The organism is Pseudomonas sp. KBS0710 (assembly GCF_005938045.2).
Classification (GTDB): domain Bacteria; phylum Pseudomonadota; class Gammaproteobacteria; order Pseudomonadales; family Pseudomonadaceae; genus Aquipseudomonas.
This window is the reverse complement of sequence record NZ_VCCF02000001.1, coordinates 1,631,086-1,649,557: the sequence shown is the minus strand read 5'-3', so window position 1 is coordinate 1,649,557 and position 18,472 is coordinate 1,631,086. Positions and strand designations below refer to the sequence as shown.

The 18,472-nt window shown below is 62.9% G+C and carries 16 protein-coding genes; 12 read left to right on the top strand and 4 right to left on the bottom strand.

The window, feature by feature from the left end:
* Nucleotides 1-491: 491 nt before the first annotated feature.
* From FFI16_RS07740 to FFI16_RS07725, 4 genes are all read right to left on the bottom strand, one after another.
* Complete coding sequence (locus tag FFI16_RS07740; RefSeq protein ID WP_138814782.1) at nt 492-1,325, bottom strand: TIGR03915 family putative DNA repair protein; 834 nt, start codon at nt 1,323-1,325, stop codon at nt 492-494.
* Nucleotides 1,322-2,542 (bottom strand): putative DNA modification/repair radical SAM protein, encoded by a 1,221-nt coding sequence (locus FFI16_RS07735; RefSeq protein ID WP_138814781.1) that lies wholly within the window; start codon nt 2,540-2,542, stop codon nt 1,322-1,324. Before FFI16_RS07735 ends, FFI16_RS07740 begins: the two co-directional genes overlap by 4 nt.
* A gap of 66 nt (nt 2,543-2,608) precedes the next feature.
* The gene (locus FFI16_RS07730) at nt 2,609-3,946 is read right to left on the bottom strand and encodes a lysine N(6)-hydroxylase/L-ornithine N(5)-oxygenase family protein (RefSeq protein WP_138814780.1); all 1,338 of its coding nucleotides are present in this window, start codon (nt 3,944-3,946) and stop codon (nt 2,609-2,611) included.
* 119 nt (nt 3,947-4,065) lie between these two features.
* A complete protein-coding gene (locus FFI16_RS07725) occupies nt 4,066-4,548 on the bottom strand; it encodes a sigma-70 family RNA polymerase sigma factor (RefSeq protein ID WP_138814779.1) in 483 nt (160 codons plus the stop codon).
* Between the two features lie 257 nt (nt 4,549-4,805).
* On the opposite strand from FFI16_RS07725, the gene FFI16_RS07720 reads away from it, so the two are divergent.
* From FFI16_RS07720 to FFI16_RS07665, 12 genes are all read left to right on the top strand, one after another.
* Nucleotides 4,806-5,978, top strand: coding sequence for an efflux RND transporter periplasmic adaptor subunit (locus FFI16_RS07720; protein WP_138814778.1), 1,173 nt, complete (start codon nt 4,806-4,808; stop codon nt 5,976-5,978).
* Between the two features lies 1 nt (nt 5,979).
* Nucleotides 5,980-7,953: a MacB family efflux pump subunit gene (locus FFI16_RS07715; protein WP_138814777.1), complete on the top strand. Its 1,974-nt coding sequence runs from the start codon at nt 5,980-5,982 to the stop codon at nt 7,951-7,953.
* Entirely contained in the window at nt 7,946-9,349 is a 1,404-nt protein-coding gene (locus FFI16_RS07710) for an efflux transporter outer membrane subunit (RefSeq protein ID WP_138814776.1), read from the top strand. Before FFI16_RS07715 ends, FFI16_RS07710 begins: the two co-directional genes overlap by 8 nt.
* A gap of 100 nt (nt 9,350-9,449) precedes the next feature.
* On the top strand, nt 9,450-10,208 hold the full coding sequence (locus FFI16_RS07705) for an alpha/beta fold hydrolase (RefSeq protein WP_138814775.1): 759 nt from the start codon (nt 9,450-9,452) through the stop codon (nt 10,206-10,208).
* 109 nt (nt 10,209-10,317) lie between these two features.
* On the top strand, nt 10,318-11,085 hold the full coding sequence (locus FFI16_RS07700; protein WP_138814774.1) for a FadR/GntR family transcriptional regulator: 768 nt from the start codon (nt 10,318-10,320) through the stop codon (nt 11,083-11,085).
* Between the two features lie 131 nt (nt 11,086-11,216).
* Nucleotides 11,217-12,419: an ABC transporter substrate-binding protein gene (locus FFI16_RS07695; RefSeq protein WP_138814773.1), complete on the top strand. Its 1,203-nt coding sequence runs from the start codon at nt 11,217-11,219 to the stop codon at nt 12,417-12,419.
* Between the two features lie 57 nt (nt 12,420-12,476).
* Entirely contained in the window at nt 12,477-13,337 is an 861-nt protein-coding gene (locus tag FFI16_RS07690; protein WP_056861341.1) for a branched-chain amino acid ABC transporter permease, read from the top strand.
* 1 nt (nt 13,338) lies between these two features.
* Nucleotides 13,339-14,349: a branched-chain amino acid ABC transporter permease gene (locus tag FFI16_RS07685; RefSeq protein ID WP_138814772.1), complete on the top strand. Its 1,011-nt coding sequence runs from the start codon at nt 13,339-13,341 to the stop codon at nt 14,347-14,349.
* Nucleotides 14,346-15,095, top strand: coding sequence for an ABC transporter ATP-binding protein (locus FFI16_RS07680; protein WP_138814771.1), 750 nt, complete (start codon nt 14,346-14,348; stop codon nt 15,093-15,095). The genes FFI16_RS07685 and FFI16_RS07680 overlap by 4 nt, the downstream gene beginning before the upstream one ends.
* The gene (locus FFI16_RS07675) at nt 15,095-15,790 is read left to right on the top strand and encodes an ABC transporter ATP-binding protein (protein ID WP_138814770.1); all 696 of its coding nucleotides are present in this window, start codon (nt 15,095-15,097) and stop codon (nt 15,788-15,790) included. The genes FFI16_RS07680 and FFI16_RS07675 overlap by 1 nt, the downstream gene beginning before the upstream one ends.
* 14 nt (nt 15,791-15,804) lie before the next feature.
* Nucleotides 15,805-17,073 (top strand): Zn-dependent hydrolase, encoded by a 1,269-nt coding sequence (locus FFI16_RS07670; RefSeq protein WP_138814769.1) that lies wholly within the window; start codon nt 15,805-15,807, stop codon nt 17,071-17,073.
* Nucleotides 17,070-18,470 carry an amidase gene (locus FFI16_RS07665; RefSeq protein ID WP_138814768.1) on the top strand — a complete coding sequence of 467 codons (1,401 nt, stop codon included), beginning with the start codon at nt 17,070-17,072 and terminating at the stop codon, nt 18,468-18,470. Before FFI16_RS07670 ends, FFI16_RS07665 begins: the two co-directional genes overlap by 4 nt.
* Nucleotides 18,471-18,472: the final 2 nt, after the last annotated feature.

Here is an 18,472-nt window from a genome sequence, read left to right as displayed (position 1 = left end):
AATGCGGTGTATCAGTGACAGATGAATTGACTGACCCACCGCATTCGCGAGCAAGCCCGCTCCCACATTTAGACTGCGCTGCATCAGGTAGATAGGCTTTTGCTTTGCACTTGATCTGGCTCTTGCTTCAACCACTCAGGTCGGCTTTCAGGCCGCCGTGCTGTAGATCTTGATCTTGATTTTGATCTGAGACGCCCCGTCAACCACGATGGCCGAACGCAGGCTTGAATCCGTGGGTAACCCGGCAGGACGCCGGGTTAGCCGCGCTGGGCCAAGGATGGCCCATCGCGGCGGCCCACGGATTCAAGCCGGAGTGAGGGCACACCGAGCCTAAGCGAGGTGCCGAGTGGTGGGGCGAGGACTTTTTGGTTACCTTTTTGGTCCTTCAAAAAGTGACCCGCCGTCAGGGCGGAACCCTAAGTAGCCCTGACCGCAGCAACGGATATGTACACCAACAAACCGCCATCGCAGGCAAGCCAGCTCCCACGTTTTTAACCGTGCCCGCTTGAAATTTTCTTGCCTGTCCTGGCGCCGATCAGCTTCGCCTGCCCATCCTTCTGCTTGCCCGTGCGCGCCTCGCTGATCAATCCCGGTATCAGCTTGCCCTCCGGCAAATTCTTCCAGAACCGGCTGGGCAAATGCCCTTCCATCACCTTGGGGTTCAACCGCGCCGGGTTGAAGATATGGCTGTAGTAGGTCAGCCACATCGCGCTGTGCGGGTCTTCGACATTCTGCGCCAATTGTTGCCATGCCTCAGGGCACTGGCGTTGATGAATCAACTGCTCACCGTCGTAATACACGCCGTCCAAGGGTGTCGCGATCATCCAGCGATGGCGGCCCATGCGCCCGACAAAATGCTGGCTGGCGGACTTCAAGATGTCATGGGCCGGCTCATGCCACGCCACATACTCCGGCAACTGGGGCCCAGCCTCTGCAGGCAAGGCAATAAACCGCACAAACGCATGCAGGTGATGGGCCTCGCGGCTGACCTGTTTGATGCGCCGCTGTAACTCACTGCCCAACTTGTCCCCGGCCAGCATCGCGGTGCGGTCGCCATGGCTGACACGCCACAACACCTCGTACAGCAGGCTCCAACGCTGGTCACCGTGGTAACAGGCGGCCGACTCCAGCAACTCCAGCAACGCCTTGGGGATTCGCGCCTGAAACGGCCCGAGCTGCTCAGGTACAGGCTCGTCGGTGGCAAACAGGTCCGCCACTTCGGCCTCGCCCCAGCTCACCTGGCTGGGGTCGACCTGATGGCTAAGCAGCCAGCGCGCCTGCTCACGCCAGGTGCTGAACAGGTTGTCGCATTCCAGGCTGATCATCCCCACAGCCCCATCTGTTGCGGCTGCGGGCGGTCGCGCAGTTGCTCGCGCAGCAGTACGCTGGTGCTGTCCGCCTGTTGCGGGTGGTAGTCACTGGTGATGAAGAACGGCTTGGCCTTGGCCAGCACGCAACGCATGCGGGCCAGGTCTTCAAAGCGAATTTTGCGTTCGCGGCGCAGGTCTACCAGGCGCTGGGTGGTGCGCAGGCCAATGCCGGGTATGCGCGCGATCAGTGTGGGTTCGGCGCGGTTCAGGTCCAACGGGAACACCTCGCGGTGCTCCAGCGCCCAGGCCAGCTTGGGGTCGATATCCAACGCCAGGTGGCCTGGGCCTTGGAACAGCTCATTGGCGCTGAAACCGTAACTGCGCAGCAGAAAGTCGGCCTGGTACAAGCGGTGTTCACGCATCAGCGGCGGCGCGGCCAGTGGCACACTTTTCGGGCTGTTGGGGATGGGGCTGAACGCCGAGTAATACACGCGCCGCAGCTTGTAGTTGCCATACAGCGCCTCGGCACCGTGCAGGATGGTGCTGTCGTCGGTGTCATCGGCGCCGACGATCATCTGCGTGCTCTGCCCCGCCGGCGCAAAACGCGGTGCGCGCGGCTCGTTGAATACCGTCTGCTCGCCGGTGTAGATGGTCTGCATGGCTTGTTTGATCGAGCCGATCTGCTTCTCCGGCGCCAGGGTTTGCAGGCTGGCATCGGTAGGCAGTTCGATGTTCACGCTGAGGCGATCGGCATAACGCCCGGCTTCGGCGATCAGCGCAGGGTCGGCTTCGGGAATGGTCTTGAGGTGGATGTAACCGCGAAAGTCATGCTCTTCGCGCAACAGTTTGGCGACCCGAACCAACTGCTCCATGGTGTAGTCGGCCGAGCGGATGATGCCGGAGCTGAGGAACAGCCCGCTGACGCAATTGCGTTTGTAAAAGTCCAGGGTCAGGGTAACCACCTCCTCCGGGCTGAAACGCGCACGGGGCACGTCGCTTGAGCGGCGGTTGACGCAGTATTGGCAGTCGTACAGGCAGAAGTTGGTGAGCAACACCTTGAGCAACGACACACAACGCCCGTCCGGCGTGTAGCTGTGGCAAATGCCCATGCCATCGGTAGAGCCCAGCCCGGCCTTGCCCTCGGAGCTGCGCTTGGGCGCGCCACTGCTGGCGCAGGAGGCGTCGTACTTGGCGGCGTCGGCGAGGATGCTGAGTTTTTCGATCAACTGCATGAAGGGCTACCGATACTGGTTTTTTGTACAGTATCAGGCAGCCCCACAGGTCACAAGTACAGCTTGTCAGCTGGCCGTGGCCAGCAGCAAATCCTGCACCGAGCGGGCCTTGCCACGATGGCGATCGTTTTCATACAGCGAGGCGGCAATCTCATCCGCCCGGATCGGCAGTACCGACAGCAAGGTGTCGCTCAAGCCATGGCTGGCTTGGCTGAAGCCCTGGATATAGATACCGGCCTTACAGCGCTCGTCGGTGACGATCCGATAGTCGCGGGCCACTTCGAAGTCGCCCATATAGGCTTGCAGCGGCGCCAGCAGTTCGCGGTGCATCTGGCGCTCGTAGCCGGTGGCCAGGATCACCGCGTCGTAATGGCTGACGCTGGTTTCGCCGTTGGCGTTGTTGCGCAGCACCAGCTCGATGCCCAACGACCCGGCCGTGGCTTTCTCGACCACGGTCATGGTGCGGAAGGCCTGGCGGTTGATGCCGGAGACTTTCTGGCGGTAGAAAATCCCGTAGATGCGCTCGATCAGGTCCAGGTCGACCACCGAATAGTTGGTGTTCTGGTACTCGGCCACCAGGCGCTCACGCTCGGCGCCGACTTGCTGGAACACCAGGTCGGTAAAGGCCGGCGAGAACACCTCGTTGACGAACGGGCTGTCATCCGCCGGTTTAAGCGCCGAACCGCGCAGGATCATGTCCACCTGCACCGACGGGAAGCTGTCGTTGAGGTCGATAAAGGCTTCGGCTGCGCTCTGCCCGCCGCCGATGATGGCAATGCGCATCGGCTTGCCCTCCACGCACGGCTGCTGGGCCATGCGCTCGAGGTATTGGGAGTGGTGGAACACCCGGCCGTCATCCTTGAGTGCCTTGAACGCCTCGGGCACACGTGGCGTGCCGCCGGCGCTGACCACCACCGAACGGGTGGTGCGCACATGCTGTTCGCCCTGGGCATCACGGGAGATCACGCGCAACGCTTCAACCTGCTGCTGGTGCAGGATCGGCTCGATGGCCAGCACTTCCTCGCCATACCGCGCCTGGGCCTGGAACTGCCCGGCCACCCAGCGCAGGTAGTCGTTGTACTCCATGCGGCATGGGTAAAAAGTGCCCAGGTTGATGAAATCCACCAGGCGGTCATGGGCCTTCAGGTAGTTGACGAACGAGTACGGGCTGGTGGGGTTGCGCAGCGTCACCAGATCCTTGAGGAACGAAATCTGCAGCTCGCTCTGGGTGACCAGGGTATTGCCGTGCCAGCGGTAGTCGGCCTGCTTGTCGAGAAACACCACGTCCAGTTTGCCCTGGGCTTTTTCACGCTCCTGCAGGGCGATGGCCAGCGCCAGGTTCGATGGGCCGAAACCGATCCCGATCAGGTCGTGAACCGCGGGCGAAGCAATTGCCTGTGTCATTCCAGTGTCCTCTGGATAAGCCCCTTGGCGGTGGGGCGGGAATACCTGCAAAGCCTGAACAACAGGCCATGTGTTGATAGGAAACGAGGACAGTGAAATAAAATTTAACTGATCGGTGATCAGTGCGCGTCCCACTCACGCATGCGCACCCGGCAATGCTTCATGGCGTTGACGATATGTTTTTCCACCAGGCTGCGGGAAATGCTCAGGCGCTCGGCGATCTGCGGGTGAGAAAGGCCCTCGAGCTTGCGCAGCAGGAAGCTGTCGCGGCAGGCGCTGGGCAGCTCGGCCAGGGCACGATCGAGCAGGGCCAGGCGCTGGGCCTGATCGTGGTTGGCGTGGGGCGAACTGGAGGCGAAGCGTTCTTCGCTGTCCAGCACCTCCAGGGGCTCGGACTGGCGCAAGGCATTGCGCCGATGGCCGTCGATCACCAGGTTCAGCGCGGTGCGGTACAAAAACGCGCGCGGCTGTTCGATCGGCGTGTCGCTGGCGCGCTCCAGTACTCGCACGTAGGCGTCATGCACCACATCTTCGGCCACCTGACGGTTGCCCAGCTTGGCGTTGAGGAAACACACCAGCTCGCGATAGTAGTTTTCCAACATGACTCCCGACCGTCTGGGGAGACGGCATCTGATCCTTGAGTACGAAAGACGACAGGCCATGGATGATGGCAGTTTGAATGCGTGCAATTTATAGTAATTCTCATCTACTTTTAAAGAAGTCTTGCATCAACTGTCGATTTTTTTTATTCGACGCAGCTGTTACCTCGTATGTAAACGCCTAAATCTTCGGGCAATTTTCTCGTATAACTGTCAGCCCTCCGCAACTGCGGTCCACACTTCCCGGCTGGAACCAACGCATGAAACGCCCTCGCCCCGCCCGACGCGCCCTGCTGGTAGTCGCGTGCCTGATTCCCATCGTTGCGCTGGCGGCCTGGCAGATACTGCCGCCGGGTCGCGATAGCCTCGCCACCGTCACCGTCACACGCGGCAACATTGAAAACAGCGTCACCGCGCTGGGCACCCTGCAACCACGCCGGTATGTCGATGTGGGCGCACAGGCATCCGGGCAAATCCGCAAGATTCATGTCGAGGCCGGTGACCAGGTCAAAGAAGGCCAGTTGCTGGTCGAAATCGACCCGGCCACACAACAGGCCAAGCTCGATGCCAGCCGCTATGCCATCGACAACCTCAAGGCCCAGTTGCAGGAGCAGAACGCCCAGCACCAATTGGCGCGCCAGAAGTACCAGCGCCAGCAACGCCTGGTGGCCGGTAACGCCACCCGCGAAGAAGACGTGCAAACCGCCAAGGCCGAGCTGAGTGCCACCCAGGCACGGGTCGACATGTTCCAGGCGCAAATCCGCCAGGCCCAGGCCAGCCTGCGCAGCGATGAGGCTGAATTGGGCTATACACGCATCTTCGCGCCGATGAGCGGCACGGTGGTGGCGGTGGATGCGCGGGTCGGCCAGACCCTCAACGCCCAGCAGCAGACCCCGTTGATCCTGCGCATCGCCAAGTTGTCGCCGATGACCGTGTGGGCCGAGGTCTCCGAAGCTGACATCGGCCACGTCAAACCCGGCATGACCGCCTATTTCACCACGCTCAGCGGCGGTGGCCGGCGCTGGACCAGCACCGTGCGCCAGATCCTGCCCATCCCGCCCAAGCCCCTTAATGAAACCAGCCAGGGCAACGGCAGCCCCAGCAGCACCAGCAAAAGCGGGAGCGGCCGTGTGGTGCTCTACACCGTGCTGCTGGATGTGGACAACGCCGACAATGCCCTGATGGCCGAAATGACCACCCAGGTGTTTTTCGTCGCCAGCCAAGTCAAGGATGTGCTCACCGTGCCGGTTGCGGCCTTGCTTGGCAGCCAGGGCAGCACTACGCAAACCGCCCGCGTGGTGGCAAAAAACGGCTCCATTGAGGAGCGCGAGGTGCGCGTGGGTATCAGCGACCGCCTGCGCGTCGAAGTGCTGAGTGGCGTCAAGGAAGGCGATCACCTGCTGATCGGCCCGGCCGACGCCAGTGGGGGTTGATTTGACCACGCCGCTGATCGAACTCAAGAACATCCGCAAATCCTACGGCGGCGGTGACAGCCCGCAGGTCGACGTGCTGCGCGGGATCGACCTGTCGATCCACGCCGGGGAATTCGTCGCCATTGTCGGCGCCTCCGGCTCCGGCAAATCCACGCTGATGAACATCCTCGGCTGCCTCGACCGCCCCACCGAGGGCGATTACCTGTTCGCCGGCGAAAACGTCGCGCACCTGGGCAGCGACGAACTGGCCTGGCTGCGCCGCGAAGCCTTTGGCTTTGTGTTTCAGGGCTACCACCTGATTCCGTCCGGGTCGGCCCAGGAAAACGTCGAGATGCCGGCGATCTATGCCGGTATCAGCGCCACCGAGCGGCATGCCCGCGCCAAGGCCCTGCTCACGCGCCTGGGCCTGGCCGACCGCACCGCCAACCGCCCGCACCAACTCTCCGGCGGCCAGCAGCAACGGGTGTCGATTGCCCGCGCACTGATGAACGGCGGGCACATCATCCTCGCCGACGAACCCACCGGTGCCCTCGACAGCCACAGCGGCGCCGAGGTGATGACGCTGCTGGACGAACTGGCGAGCCAGGGCCATGTAGTGATCCTGATTACCCACGACCGCGAAGTCGCGGCGCGGGCCAACCGCATCATCGAGATTCGCGACGGGCTGATCATCAGCGACTCGGCGCACAGTGACACCCATGTACCGGTCACGGCCAACAGCGACGCGCTGCAAGCCGTCGACCTGCGCCAGCGCCTGGCCGACGGTGCCGAGCACAACGGTGCCTGGAAAGCCGAACTGCTCGATGCGGTCCGCGCAGCCTGGCGGGTGATGTGGATCAATCGCTTTCGCACCGCGCTGACGCTGCTGGGGATCGTCATTGGCGTGGCCTCGGTGGTGGTGATGCTGGCCGTCGGCGAAGGCAGCAAGCGCCAGGTGATGGCGCAGATGGGCGCGTTCGGCTCCAATATCATCTATCTCAGCGGCTCCTCGCCCAACCCACGCACGCCGCCGGGTATCGTGACCCTCAGCGATGTCGCGGCGCTGGCGATGCTGCCCCAGGTCAAACGCATCATGCCGGTCAACGGCAACGACGCCGGGGTTCGCTTTGGCAACCTGGACTACCTGGCCTATGTGGGTGGCAACGACGTCAACTTCCCCGAGATTTTCAACTGGCCGGTGGTCGAGGGCAGCTATTTCACCCAGGAAGACGAGCGCGCCGGCGCTACCGTCGCGGTGATCGGCCACCGTATCCGCGAAAAGCTGTTCAAGAACGTCGCCAGTCCGATCGGCCAATACATCCTGATCGAAAACGTGCCTTTCCAGGTCATCGGCGTCCTCGCCGAAAAAGGCTCCGCCTCCGGCAATAAAGACAGCGACGACCGCGTCGCCATCCCCTACACCGCCGCCAGCGTGCGCCTGTTCGGCACTTATAACCCCGAATACGTGGCGATTGCCGCCGCCGATGCACGCAAGGTCCACGAGGCTGAAATGGCCATTGATCAGCTGATGCTCAAGCTGCACAACGGCAAGCGTGACTACCAGTTGACCAACAACGCCGCGATGATTCAGGCCGAAGCCCGCACGGCCAACACGCTGTCGCTGATGCTCGGCTCGATTGCAGCGATCTCCCTGCTGGTGGGCGGGATCGGTGTGATGAACATCATGTTGATGACTGTGCGTGAACGCACCCGTGAAATCGGTATTCGCATGGCCACCGGCGCGCGCCAGCGCGACATCCTGCGCCAGTTCCTCACCGAGGCGGTGATGCTCTCGGTGGTCGGTGGCCTGTTCGGCATTGCCCTCGCGCTGCTGGTGGGCGGCGTGCTGGTGCTGGCCGAGGTGGCGGTGCAATTTTCTCTGTTGGCGGTGTTTGGCGCGTTTGGCTGTGCGCTGGTCACCGGTGTCGTATTCGGCTTTATGCCGGCCCGTAAAGCTGCCCGGCTCGATCCGGTTAAGGCGTTGACCAGTGAATAAACGATCTTCCCTGCTGGGTGTGTGCCTGTTGCTCAACGCCTGTACCGGCAACCCGCCGACCGTCGACAGCGGCCTCGCGCCACCGCCCGCCTGGCAGTACGCCGAACGCGATGCCACGCAGGCGACCAACCAGCGCTGGTGGACACAATTCGGCAGCCCGCCGCTCAACCGCCTGATCGACCAGGCGCGACGCGACAGTTATGACGTGGCCGCCGCCATGGCACGGGTGCGTCAGGCCCAGGCGAGTGCGGTGATTGCCGGTGCGCCGTTGCTGCCTGAGGTCAAGTTCAACCTCACCGCCAGCCGTGAAAAACTGCTGCGCGGCAACGGCAATGCCTCGCTGGACGCCACCGACAGCAACAAGACCGTCGACAGTTTCGGTGCCAACCTCACCGCCAGCTATGAACTGGACTTCTGGGGCGGCCGCTTTGCCGCCCGCGACAGCGCCCTGCAAAGCCTGCGCGCCAGCGAGTTCGACCAGGCCACCGTGGAGCTGACCCTGCTCAGCAACGTCGCCGACCGCTACGCGCAAACCCTCGCCGCGCAGCAACGCCAGCAGATCGCCGAGCTGAACCTGGCCAATGCGCACAGTGTGCTGGACCTGGTGCAAACCCGCTACAACGCAGGCTCCGCCACCGCCCTGGAGCTGGCCCAACAGAAAAGCCTGGTAGCCGGCCAGCAACGGCAATTGCCGCTGATTGCGCAAGTGGCCGAAGAGTCGCGGATCACCCTCGCCGCCCTGCTCGGTCAGCCCGTGCAGGCCCTGGACCTGGGCAACGAGGCGTTTCAGGCGCTGACCTGGCCCACCATGGGTGCCGGCGTGCCGAGCCAACTGCTCAGCCGTCGCCCCGACCTGGCCCGCGCCGAGGCGCAACTGGCGGCGGCCAGTGCCGACGTCACGGTGGCACGCGCGGCGATGCTGCCCACTGTGACCTTGGGCGCGACAGTCGGCTCCGGCGCTTATAAAGCTGAAGATATCCTGCGCAGCCCGTTCTACACCCTAACGTCAGGGCTGGTCGCGCCGATCTTCAACAATGGCCGTTTAAGCGCCGAGCGCGACAAGGCCCGCGCCCGCCAGGACGAGCTGCTGCAAACCTATCGCGGTGCGATCATCAACGGCTTTGCCGATGTGGAGAAAGCCCTCAGCAGCATCACGCGCCTGGACCAGCAACGCCAATGGCAAGCTGAAGAACTGCAACAGGCCCAGGCCGCCTTCCAGATCTCCGAGAGCCGCTACCAGGCGGGCGCCGAGGACTTGCTGACGGTGCTGGAAACCCAACGCACCTTGTACGCCGCCCAGGATTTGAACGTGCAACTGCGGCTGTCACGGCTGCAAGCCAGCATTGCCTTGTACAAAGCGCTGGGCGGCGGCTGGAATACGGAGCTGCGACAATAAAACTGTAAACTCCTACACAAAGCGTTTACTTACCCTACATTCTTTGACCCCGGGTCCTTGGTAAAAAAGCCGCCCTCACACGGCAGCCCGGACCCTCTTGATGAAACTCAGCGTTCTGGTCAGAAACCTGGCGTGCATCGGCCTCTGCCTGATCGCCGGCAAGGCGTTGGCCGAGCCACTGATCGCGCCGACCGCGATTGACTGGCTGCTCGATTGCCCCTTCCCCGCCCAGGAGCGGCCAGACCCCGAGGTGCTGGAACGCACCCAATGTGCCAGTGTGAACGTGCCCCGCGACTATGCCGCGCCCAAACGCGGCAGCGTGCGCCTGGCCCTGACCCGCGTAGGCGCCCGCCAGCCACTTAGCCGCGAAGGCGTGGTGTTTATCCAGGGTGGCGAGCCGCAAGGGGGCCAAGGCGCAACTTTCGCCCTGCACCTGACCAGCCGTTGGGAGTCCTACGCCACCCAGGCCTATCGCACCTTGACCAACCGCTATGACGTGATCGAACTGAGCGCCCGTGACCTCAGCCAGGCCAACGGCGTTGAGCAAGCGGCGCGCGATATGGAATTTGTGCGCGCCCAACTGGGCGAGGCCCAACTCAATTACCTGGGCAACGCGCAGGCCACCCGGCTCGGCAGCCGCTACGCCGCGCTGTTTCCCGAACGCGTCGCACGCATGGTGTTGGTCAATGCCCAAGAGCCTGAGCCGGTCGCTGCCGGTATCGAACAATTGCTGCTCAAGGAGCCGGCCCGGCCTGGCACCGCCGCCGGGTGCATCAACCGCTGGGTAGGCGATTTTCTCGTCTTCGGTAAACAGCCGCCTGTTTCCACACGCTGCCTCGACCTCGGCAGTTGGGAATAACCCGCGCATTTGCGACCACTTCAGGCCGAAAACGACACCCTGCGTTGACGCTCTCGCCCAATCGTTATTAAGTGCTATTAATCCGCATTAATAGGATCAATAGAACAGCATGCTCAGCCGCCCGTTACGACGCAAACGCCAGAAGCTTTCCGATGTGATTGTCGAGTCGGTCAAGCGCTCGATCGTCACCGACGCGCTCAAGCCCGGCGACCGCCTGCCTACCGAGCGCGAGTTGATGGAAAGCTTCCAGTGCTCCAAAGGCTCGGCCCGTGAAGCACTCAAGGCCCTGGAAGTGGAAGGCTTGGTGAGTACACGCACCGGCCCCAGTGGTGGCGCGTACCTGAACCAGGCCGGCACTGAACCGGCCAGCCGCGCGTTGCGTAACTACCTGCACTTCCAGCACCTGGACGGCGAACAGGTGTACCAACTGCGCAAGGTCATTGAGGTGGAGTTGGCAGTGTCGGTACTGGGGCGCTTGAGCGAGGACGACTATCAAGCCCTGCAAGACAACGTGGATTTTTGCAGCGCGCCCGAAGACAGCGAAGCCGGCCAACGTGAGCAACGCCTGGCGGAACTGGAGTTCCATAACCTGTTGGCCAAGGCCTGCCCCAACCCGCTGCTGAGTTTTATGGCGCAGTTTCTCAACGACCTGCTGCGCGACCTGGTGGTGCTGAAAAAGGCCTACAAGCCCAAGCGCAAACAGTTCGACGCGGCCAACCTGGACTATCACAAGCAGTTGCTTCTGGCCTTTCGCGCCGGGGATGAAAGCGCCGTGCGCAGCCTGATGCATGAACATATGTGCGACGCCGAACACCACATGGCCGCGCTGGAAGGCGAAGTCAGCCCGCACTTTCTATTGGAGTTTGATCACTCTTAAGCACACCCAGGATCCAGTGTGGAAGCCCACCCGCAGCACCGAGTCACCCAATAACAGGCCTGCCCACAGGCCCTTGCTCCACCGTATCGCCCTTGCCGCTCCTGCCAATAACTAAACCAGGGAGTCACCCCATGCAGCGTCGTACGTTGTTGAAAGCCAGTCTTACCGCCGCCGCCGCGCTCAGCCTTCCGCTGAGCGTGCGCAACGCATTCGCCGCCGAGCCTTTTACCTTTTACGGCCTCAAGTCCATGTCCGGCGCATTTGCCAGTTATGGCAAGTTTGCCGACATGGGTTCGCGCCTGGCGGTGGAGCAGCACCCCGAGGTGCTCGGCCGCCCGCTCAACTACAAGGTCATCGACACCGAAGGCAATGCCGGCAAAGCCGTGCGCAAGGTCCAGGAAGCGATCCAGCAGGACGGCGCGCGGTTCTTCCAGGGCTGCACGCTGTCGTCCTCGGCGCTGGCGGTGGCCAAGGAAGTCGACAAGGTCGGCGGCGTATTCATGACCCCGGTGGGCGCCGATGAAGTCACCGGCAAAGACTGCAACAAGGCGACCTTCCGCTGGTCGGTGCCCACCTACGGCGCGATCCGCGAAACCATGTTGCCGCTGATCAAGCTGCTGCCTGACGCCAAGCGCTGGTACACCATCACGCCACAATACGTGTTTGGCGAAGCCTTGCTCGAAGGCGCCAAGACCGTGCTCAAGGACAATGGCCTGGAACATGTCGGCAACAGCTACCACTCATTGCAGGAACAGGAATTCTCCGGCTACCTGACCAACGCCATCGCTGCCAGGCCCGACGTGCTGGTGCTGCTCAACTTCGGCAGCCAGTCGTCGAATACCCTGCGCCAGGCGGTGAACTTCGGGATCAAGGAGCGCATGAAAGTGCTGCTGGTGTGGTCCGCCGGGCTCGACCAGTTCCAGGAGCTGGGCAGCGACGTGCTCGAAGGCGTGTACCTCGGCGCGCAGTATTGGCACCAGGTCGACACCCCGCTCAACCGTGAACTGGTCAAGCTCACCCAGGCCAAATACGGCATCAACCCCACCTACCCGCTGGCGGCTGATTACATCAGCACCAAAGTCATGCTGGAAACCATCATCAGCACCGCCAGCTTCGACGGCCCGACCGTGGCCAAAGCCCTGCAAGGCTTGAGCTACGAAGGCCCGACCGGCAAGGAGTCGATCCGCGCCGGCGACCATCAGGTGATCAAGGATTACTACCTGCTGATCGGCAAAGCCACCGGCGACATGGCCGACAAGGACGACCTGGCCAAGGTCCTCAGCGCCGGGCAATCGTTCCCGCCGGTCGAGGCGACGGGCTGCACGCTCGCCTGATCCCCTGAATTGCTTAGCGCAGGGCCGCGCGAGCGGCTGCCTGCCGAGGGTTTCTGCATGCTTAATCTATACCTGTTCCAGATCCTCAACGGCCTAGGGCTGGGGATGATCTACTTCCTGATCGCGGTTGGGCTGACGATCATTTTCGGCCTGCTCAACTTCGTCAACTTCGCCCACGGCGCGTTCTTCCTGCTGGGCGCCTATATCTGCTACACCGCCGTGAGCCTCACCGGCAACTTCTGGCTGGCGCTGCTGATCGCGCCGCTGGTGGTGGCCGCGCTGGCGTGGGTGATCGAGCGCTTATTGATCCAGCGGATTTACCACTTGCCGCACATGTTCCAGATCCTGGTGACCCTGGGGATCGCGCTGATCATCCAGGAAGCCAGCGTGATGATCTGGGGCCCGGTGGGCAAAAGTGTCGCCGTGCCGGAACTGCTGCGCGGCGTGCTGGTGGTGGGTGACTTCGTCTACCCCTACTACCGCCTGTTCCTCATCGTGTTTTCCGCGCTGATCGGCTTGGCCTTGTGGCTGCTGCTGGAGCGCACGCGCTTCGGCGCCCTGGTACGCGCCGGCAGTGAAAGCACCGAAACCGTGTCGCTGCTGGGCACCAATATCTTCCGGCTGTTTTCCATGACCTTTGCCCTCGGCGTGGCCCTGGCCGGTGTCGCGGGTGTGCTGTTTGCGCCCCTGCGCGGCGCGCAACCCTTTGTCGGCCCGGAGATCCTCGGCGTGGCCTTCGTGGTGGTGGTGATCGGCGGCATGGGCTCATTCAGCGGTGCGCTGGTCGGCGGTTTGCTGGTGGGCGTGGTGCAAAGCCTGATGACCACACTCTGGCCCCAAGGCGCGAGCCTGATGATCTACGGCGCGATGGCCGTGGTGATTCTGGTACGCCCTTACGGCCTGTTCGGGAGAGCCTGAGATGAGCGAGAAAAACCCCCTGCCGTTTGCCAAGACCCAATCCAAAGCCATGTTGCTGTGGGTGCTGGCGGTGCTGATCGGCTTGCCGTTGATTCTGCCCTCGGCGACCCTGGCCACCGAGATCCTGATCTTTGCCCTCGCCGCCCTGGCCTGCAACCTGTTGCTGGGCTATACCGGGCTGTTGTCGTTCGGCCAAGGCATCTTCTTCGGGGCCGGTGCGTATTGCGCGGCGCTGTTGATGATCCACCTGCAACTGGGCCTGTTCACCGCGTTGCTCGGCGCCGCGATTGCCGGTGGTTTCCTGGCGTTTCTGGTCGGCGCGCTGGCAATCCGGCGCACCGGCATTTATTTCGTGATGCTCACGTTGGCGTTCAGCCAGATGGCCTACTTTGTCGCCTACACCTTGAGCGACTGGACCGGCGGCGACAACGGCCTGCTCAGCGTGCCGCGCCCGGAGATCCGTATCGGTGACACCGTGCTGCTGTCGCTGGCCGATGCCCGAGTGTTCTATGGCTTTGTGGCGGTGCTGTTCCTGCTGATCTTTATCGGCGCGCGCCGGGTGATCGCCTCGCCGTTCGGCAGCACCTTGATGGCGATCCGCGAAAACGAAACCCGCGCCTCGGCCATCGGTTATGACACGCGGCATTTCAAGATCCTGGTGTTCGTGCTGTCCGGCGCGGTCACCGGCATTGCCGGCGCGCTGTACGCCATGCTGCTGCACTTTGTGCCGCTGTCGAACATCGACCTGGCGATGTCCGAGAACATCCTGATCATGACCATCGTCGGCGGCACCGGCTCGCTGTTCGGCTCATTGCTGGGCGCAGGTTCCATCGTGCTGTTGGGGGACTTCCTCTCCGACCTGTGGCCGCGCTGGCTGATGCTGCTGGGCGTAATCCTGATCTTCGTGGTGATCTTTATGCGCGGCGGCTTGTGGGGCGGCCTCGCGTCGTTGTTCGAACGGGTACGCGGCAGCCGCAAGACCGCCGCTGTCGCCAAGGAGGAAGGGCTATGAGCATCCTGCTGGAAACCAAAGACCTGGAACTGGCCTACGGCGCATTCCATGCGGTCAACGGCGTCAACCTCAAGGTCGAAGCCGGGACCATTCACACCATCATCGGCCCCAACGGTGCGGGCAAGACCAGCCTGTTTCACTGCCTCACCGGCGAGCGCCAGGCCACCGCCGGGGCGATTCATTTTGACGGCAAGAACCTGATGCGCAAACCGGCTCACGGCCGCGTCGGCCTGGGCATGGCGCGCTCGTTCCAGCTCACCAGCCTGTTCCAGAACCTCAGCGTGCGCGAAAACCTGCGCCTGGCCGCCCAAGGCCGCGACGGTGCACGGGCGCTGAACTTCTGGCGCCGCGTCGACAGCAAGCGCGAGCATCTGGAGATGGCCGATCAAGTCCTCGAACGCCTGCAACTGACCCGCCGCGCCGACACCCTGGCCGGCGAGTTGTCCCACGGCCAGCAACGCGTGCTGGAAGTCGGCATGTCAATCTGCTCCAAACCCAAACTGCTGATGCTCGACGAACCGACGTCGGGCATGGGCATCGATGACATTCCGATCATGACCCAGTTGATCAGCGACCTTGGCCGCGACCACACGGTGCTGTTGATCGAACACAACATGAGCATTGTCATGTCCATCAGCCAAACCATTACCGTGATGAGTCACGGGCAGATCCTGGTGGAGGGCACGCCGGAATTCGTGCGTGCCGATGAGCGTGTGCGTACGGCGTATCTTGGGGAGGCTGCCTGATGCTGATTGTCGAGAATATCCACTCCTACTATGACAAGAGCCATGTGCTCGAAGGCGTGTCGCTCACGGTCAATCCCGGCGAACTGGTGACGCTGCTGGGCCGCAATGGCGCGGGCAAGACCACCACGCTGCGCAGCATCCTCGGGATTATTTGCCCGCGTCAGGGCCAGATTCACTTCAACGGCCAGGCGCTGGTGGGCCAGAAGATCTTTGAAATTGCCCGTCAGGGTTTGGCGCTGGTGCCGGAGAACCGCGGGATTTTCCGCCTGCTGACCGTCGAGGAAAACTTGCGCATCGCCGTGCGCAAGACCAGCCGCTGGCAGCTTGAAGACGTGTACGGCATGTTCCCGCGCCTTAAGGAGCGGCGTAAAAACGCCGGCCACGCGCTGTCCGGCGGCGAGCAACAGATGCTCGCCATCGCCCGCGCGCTGCTCAACGACCCCAAGCTGCTGATCCTCGACGAGCCCACCGAAGGCTTGGCGCCAGTGATCGTCGACGAGCTGGTGAAAATCCTGCGTAAGGTCAAGGACGACGGCCTACCGGTGTTGCTGGTGGAACAGAACCTGATGGTCTGCGACAAGCTTGCCGACCGCCATTACGTGCTCGAACAGGGCCGCGTCGTATACGAGGGCAGCGCCGCAGCCTTCCGCGCCGACCCAAGCATCAAGAACCGCTACCTGGCCCTGAGTGCCTGACCGGAGATTTGCACATGAATAGTTTTGCGCAACCGCTCAAGAGCAATGCTCCACTGATCAACCGCGACCGCTTGTGGCAATCGTTGATGGATTTGGCCCAGCTTGGCGCTACGGTCAAAGGTGGCGTGTGCCGCCTGGCGCTGACCGACCTCGACCGCCAGGCCCGCGACCTGTTTGTGCAATGGTGCGAGGCCGCCGGGTGCAGCGTCAGTGTCGATGCCATCGGCAATATTTTTGCGCGGCGTCCAGGGCTTGATCCGACGCTGGCGCCGGTGATGACCGGCAGCCATATCGACACGCAGCCCACCGGCGGCAAGTTCGACGGCTGCTACGGCGTGATGGCCGGGCTGGAAGTGATCCGCACCTTGAATGACCTGAATATCCAGACCCAAGCCCCCATCGAGGTGGTGGTGTGGACCAACGAAGAAGGCTCGCGCTTCCCGCCGTGCATGATGGGTTCCGGGGTATTTGCCGGCAAGTTCGACTTGCAGGACACCCTCGACAAACTCGATGACCAGGGCCTGTCGGTGGGCGCCGAATTGCAGCGCATAGGTTATGCCGGTTCGCGCGCGGTGCTCGGCCACCCGGTTGGCGCGTATTTCGAGGCGCATATCGAGCAAGGCCCGGTGCTGGAAGACCGCGCCACCACCATCGGTGTGGTCATGGGCTGCCTGGGCCAGAAATGGTTCGATTTGACCCTCACCGGCGTCGAAGCCCACGCCGGCCCGACGCCCATGCATCTGCGCAAGGACGCCCTGGTGGGCGCCGCCGAAGTGATCAGCGCGGTCAACCGCATCGCCCATCAACAGCAACCCCACGCCTGCGGCACGGTTGGTTGCCTGAACCTGCATCCCGGCTCGCGCAATGTGATTCCAGGCCAGGTCCACATGACCATCGACTTGCGCCACCTGCAGGCCGACACGCTGCAAGCCATGGTCGATGAAGTGCGCGGCGTGATCGAAGCCACCTGCGCCCGGCATGGCCTGAGCTTTGAACTGACACCCACCGCCGACTTTCCACCGCTGGACTTCAACCCGACCTGCGTCAACGCCGTGCGTGACGGTGCGCAGGCGCTGGGCTTGAGCCATATGGACATCGTCAGCGGCGCCGGGCATGACGCGATTTTCGTCGCCGAGCTCGGCCCGGCCGGGATGATCTTTGTGCCGTGCGAAGGCGGCATCAGCCATAACGAAATCGAAAACGCCGCGCCGGATGATCTGGCAGCGGGCTGCGCAGTGTTGCTGCGCGCCATGGTCAACGCGGCGCAGGGAGAGGTGGCATGAGTGAGATTGGCCAACTGACGGCGGTGCAACTGCTGCAGCATTTTCGCGACAAGACCCTGTCACCGGTAGAAGTCACTGAAGATGCGTTGTTGCGGATCGAGCGCCATAACCCGGTGGTGAACGCCTACTGCCACGTAGACCCCGAAGGCGCATTGAACGCAGCGCGTGCCTCGGAACAGCACTGGCTCAAGGGCCAACCCTGCGGCGCGCTGGACGGCGTACCGGCCTCGATCAAAGACCTGACGCTGACCGCCGGCATGCCCACCCGCAAGGGTTCGTGCACCACATCTGCCGAAGGGCCATGGGAGGTGGATGCGCCGTTCTCAGCGTTTATGCGCAAAGCCGGCGCGGTGTTGCTGGGTAAAACCACCACGCCGGAGTTCGGCTGGAAAGGCGTCACCGATAACCCGCTGTACGGCATCACGCGCAACCCGTGGGACACGCGCACCACGGCGGGTGGTTCGTCCGGTGGCGCGGGTGCGGCGGCGGCATTGAATCTGGGCGTGCTGCACCAGGGCAGCGACGCGGGTGGCTCGATCCGCATTCCCTGTGCGTTCACCGGTACGTTCGGCATCAAGCCGACCTTCGGCTATGTGCCGCAGTGGCCAGCCAGTTCCATGACGATTCTGTCGCACCTGGGGCCAATGACGCGCACCGTGGAAGACACCGTGCTGATGCTGCAAACCGTGGCGCAACCGGATGCGCGCGATGGCCTGATCGGTGCGCCGCGCAGTACGCCTTGGTTGTCGGGCGCTATGGATTTGAAGGGGCTGCGCGTGGCCTATAGCCCCACGTTCGGGTATGTGGACGTGGACCCGCAGGTGGCCAAAGTGGTCGCCCTAGCGGTTGAGGGGCTGGTGCAGTTGGGCGCGCATGTCGAGCAGATCGACCCAGGCTTCAGCGACCCGCTGGAGGTGTTCAGCACGTTGTGGGCAGCCGGTGCGGCGCGCCTGACGGGCTCCATGAGCGATGCGCAAAAACAATTGCTGGACCCCGGTTTGCTGCGCATTGCCCAACACGGCCAGCAGTTGAGCCTCGGCGCGTTCAATGACGCCCTTGAAGCCCGCGCGGCTTTGGTGGCGAGGATGGCGGCGTTTCATGAGCATTACGATGTGCTGGTCTCGCCGATGATGCCGATCACCGCCTTCGAGGCTGGGCATAATGTGCCGCCGGGTTCGTCGATGACAGAGTGGATGGAGTGGACGCCCTTCACTTACCCCTTCAACCTCACGCAACAACCGGCCGCCTCGGTGCCATGCGGTTTGGCAGCGAATGGTTTGCCGGTGGGCTTGCATGTGGTGGCTGCGCGGTTTGCGGATGAGCAGGTGTTGAGGGTGTGTCAGGCCTATGCCAAAGCCTTCCCGACTGAACACCTTCAAGCACCGCGCGTGCTCTGAAC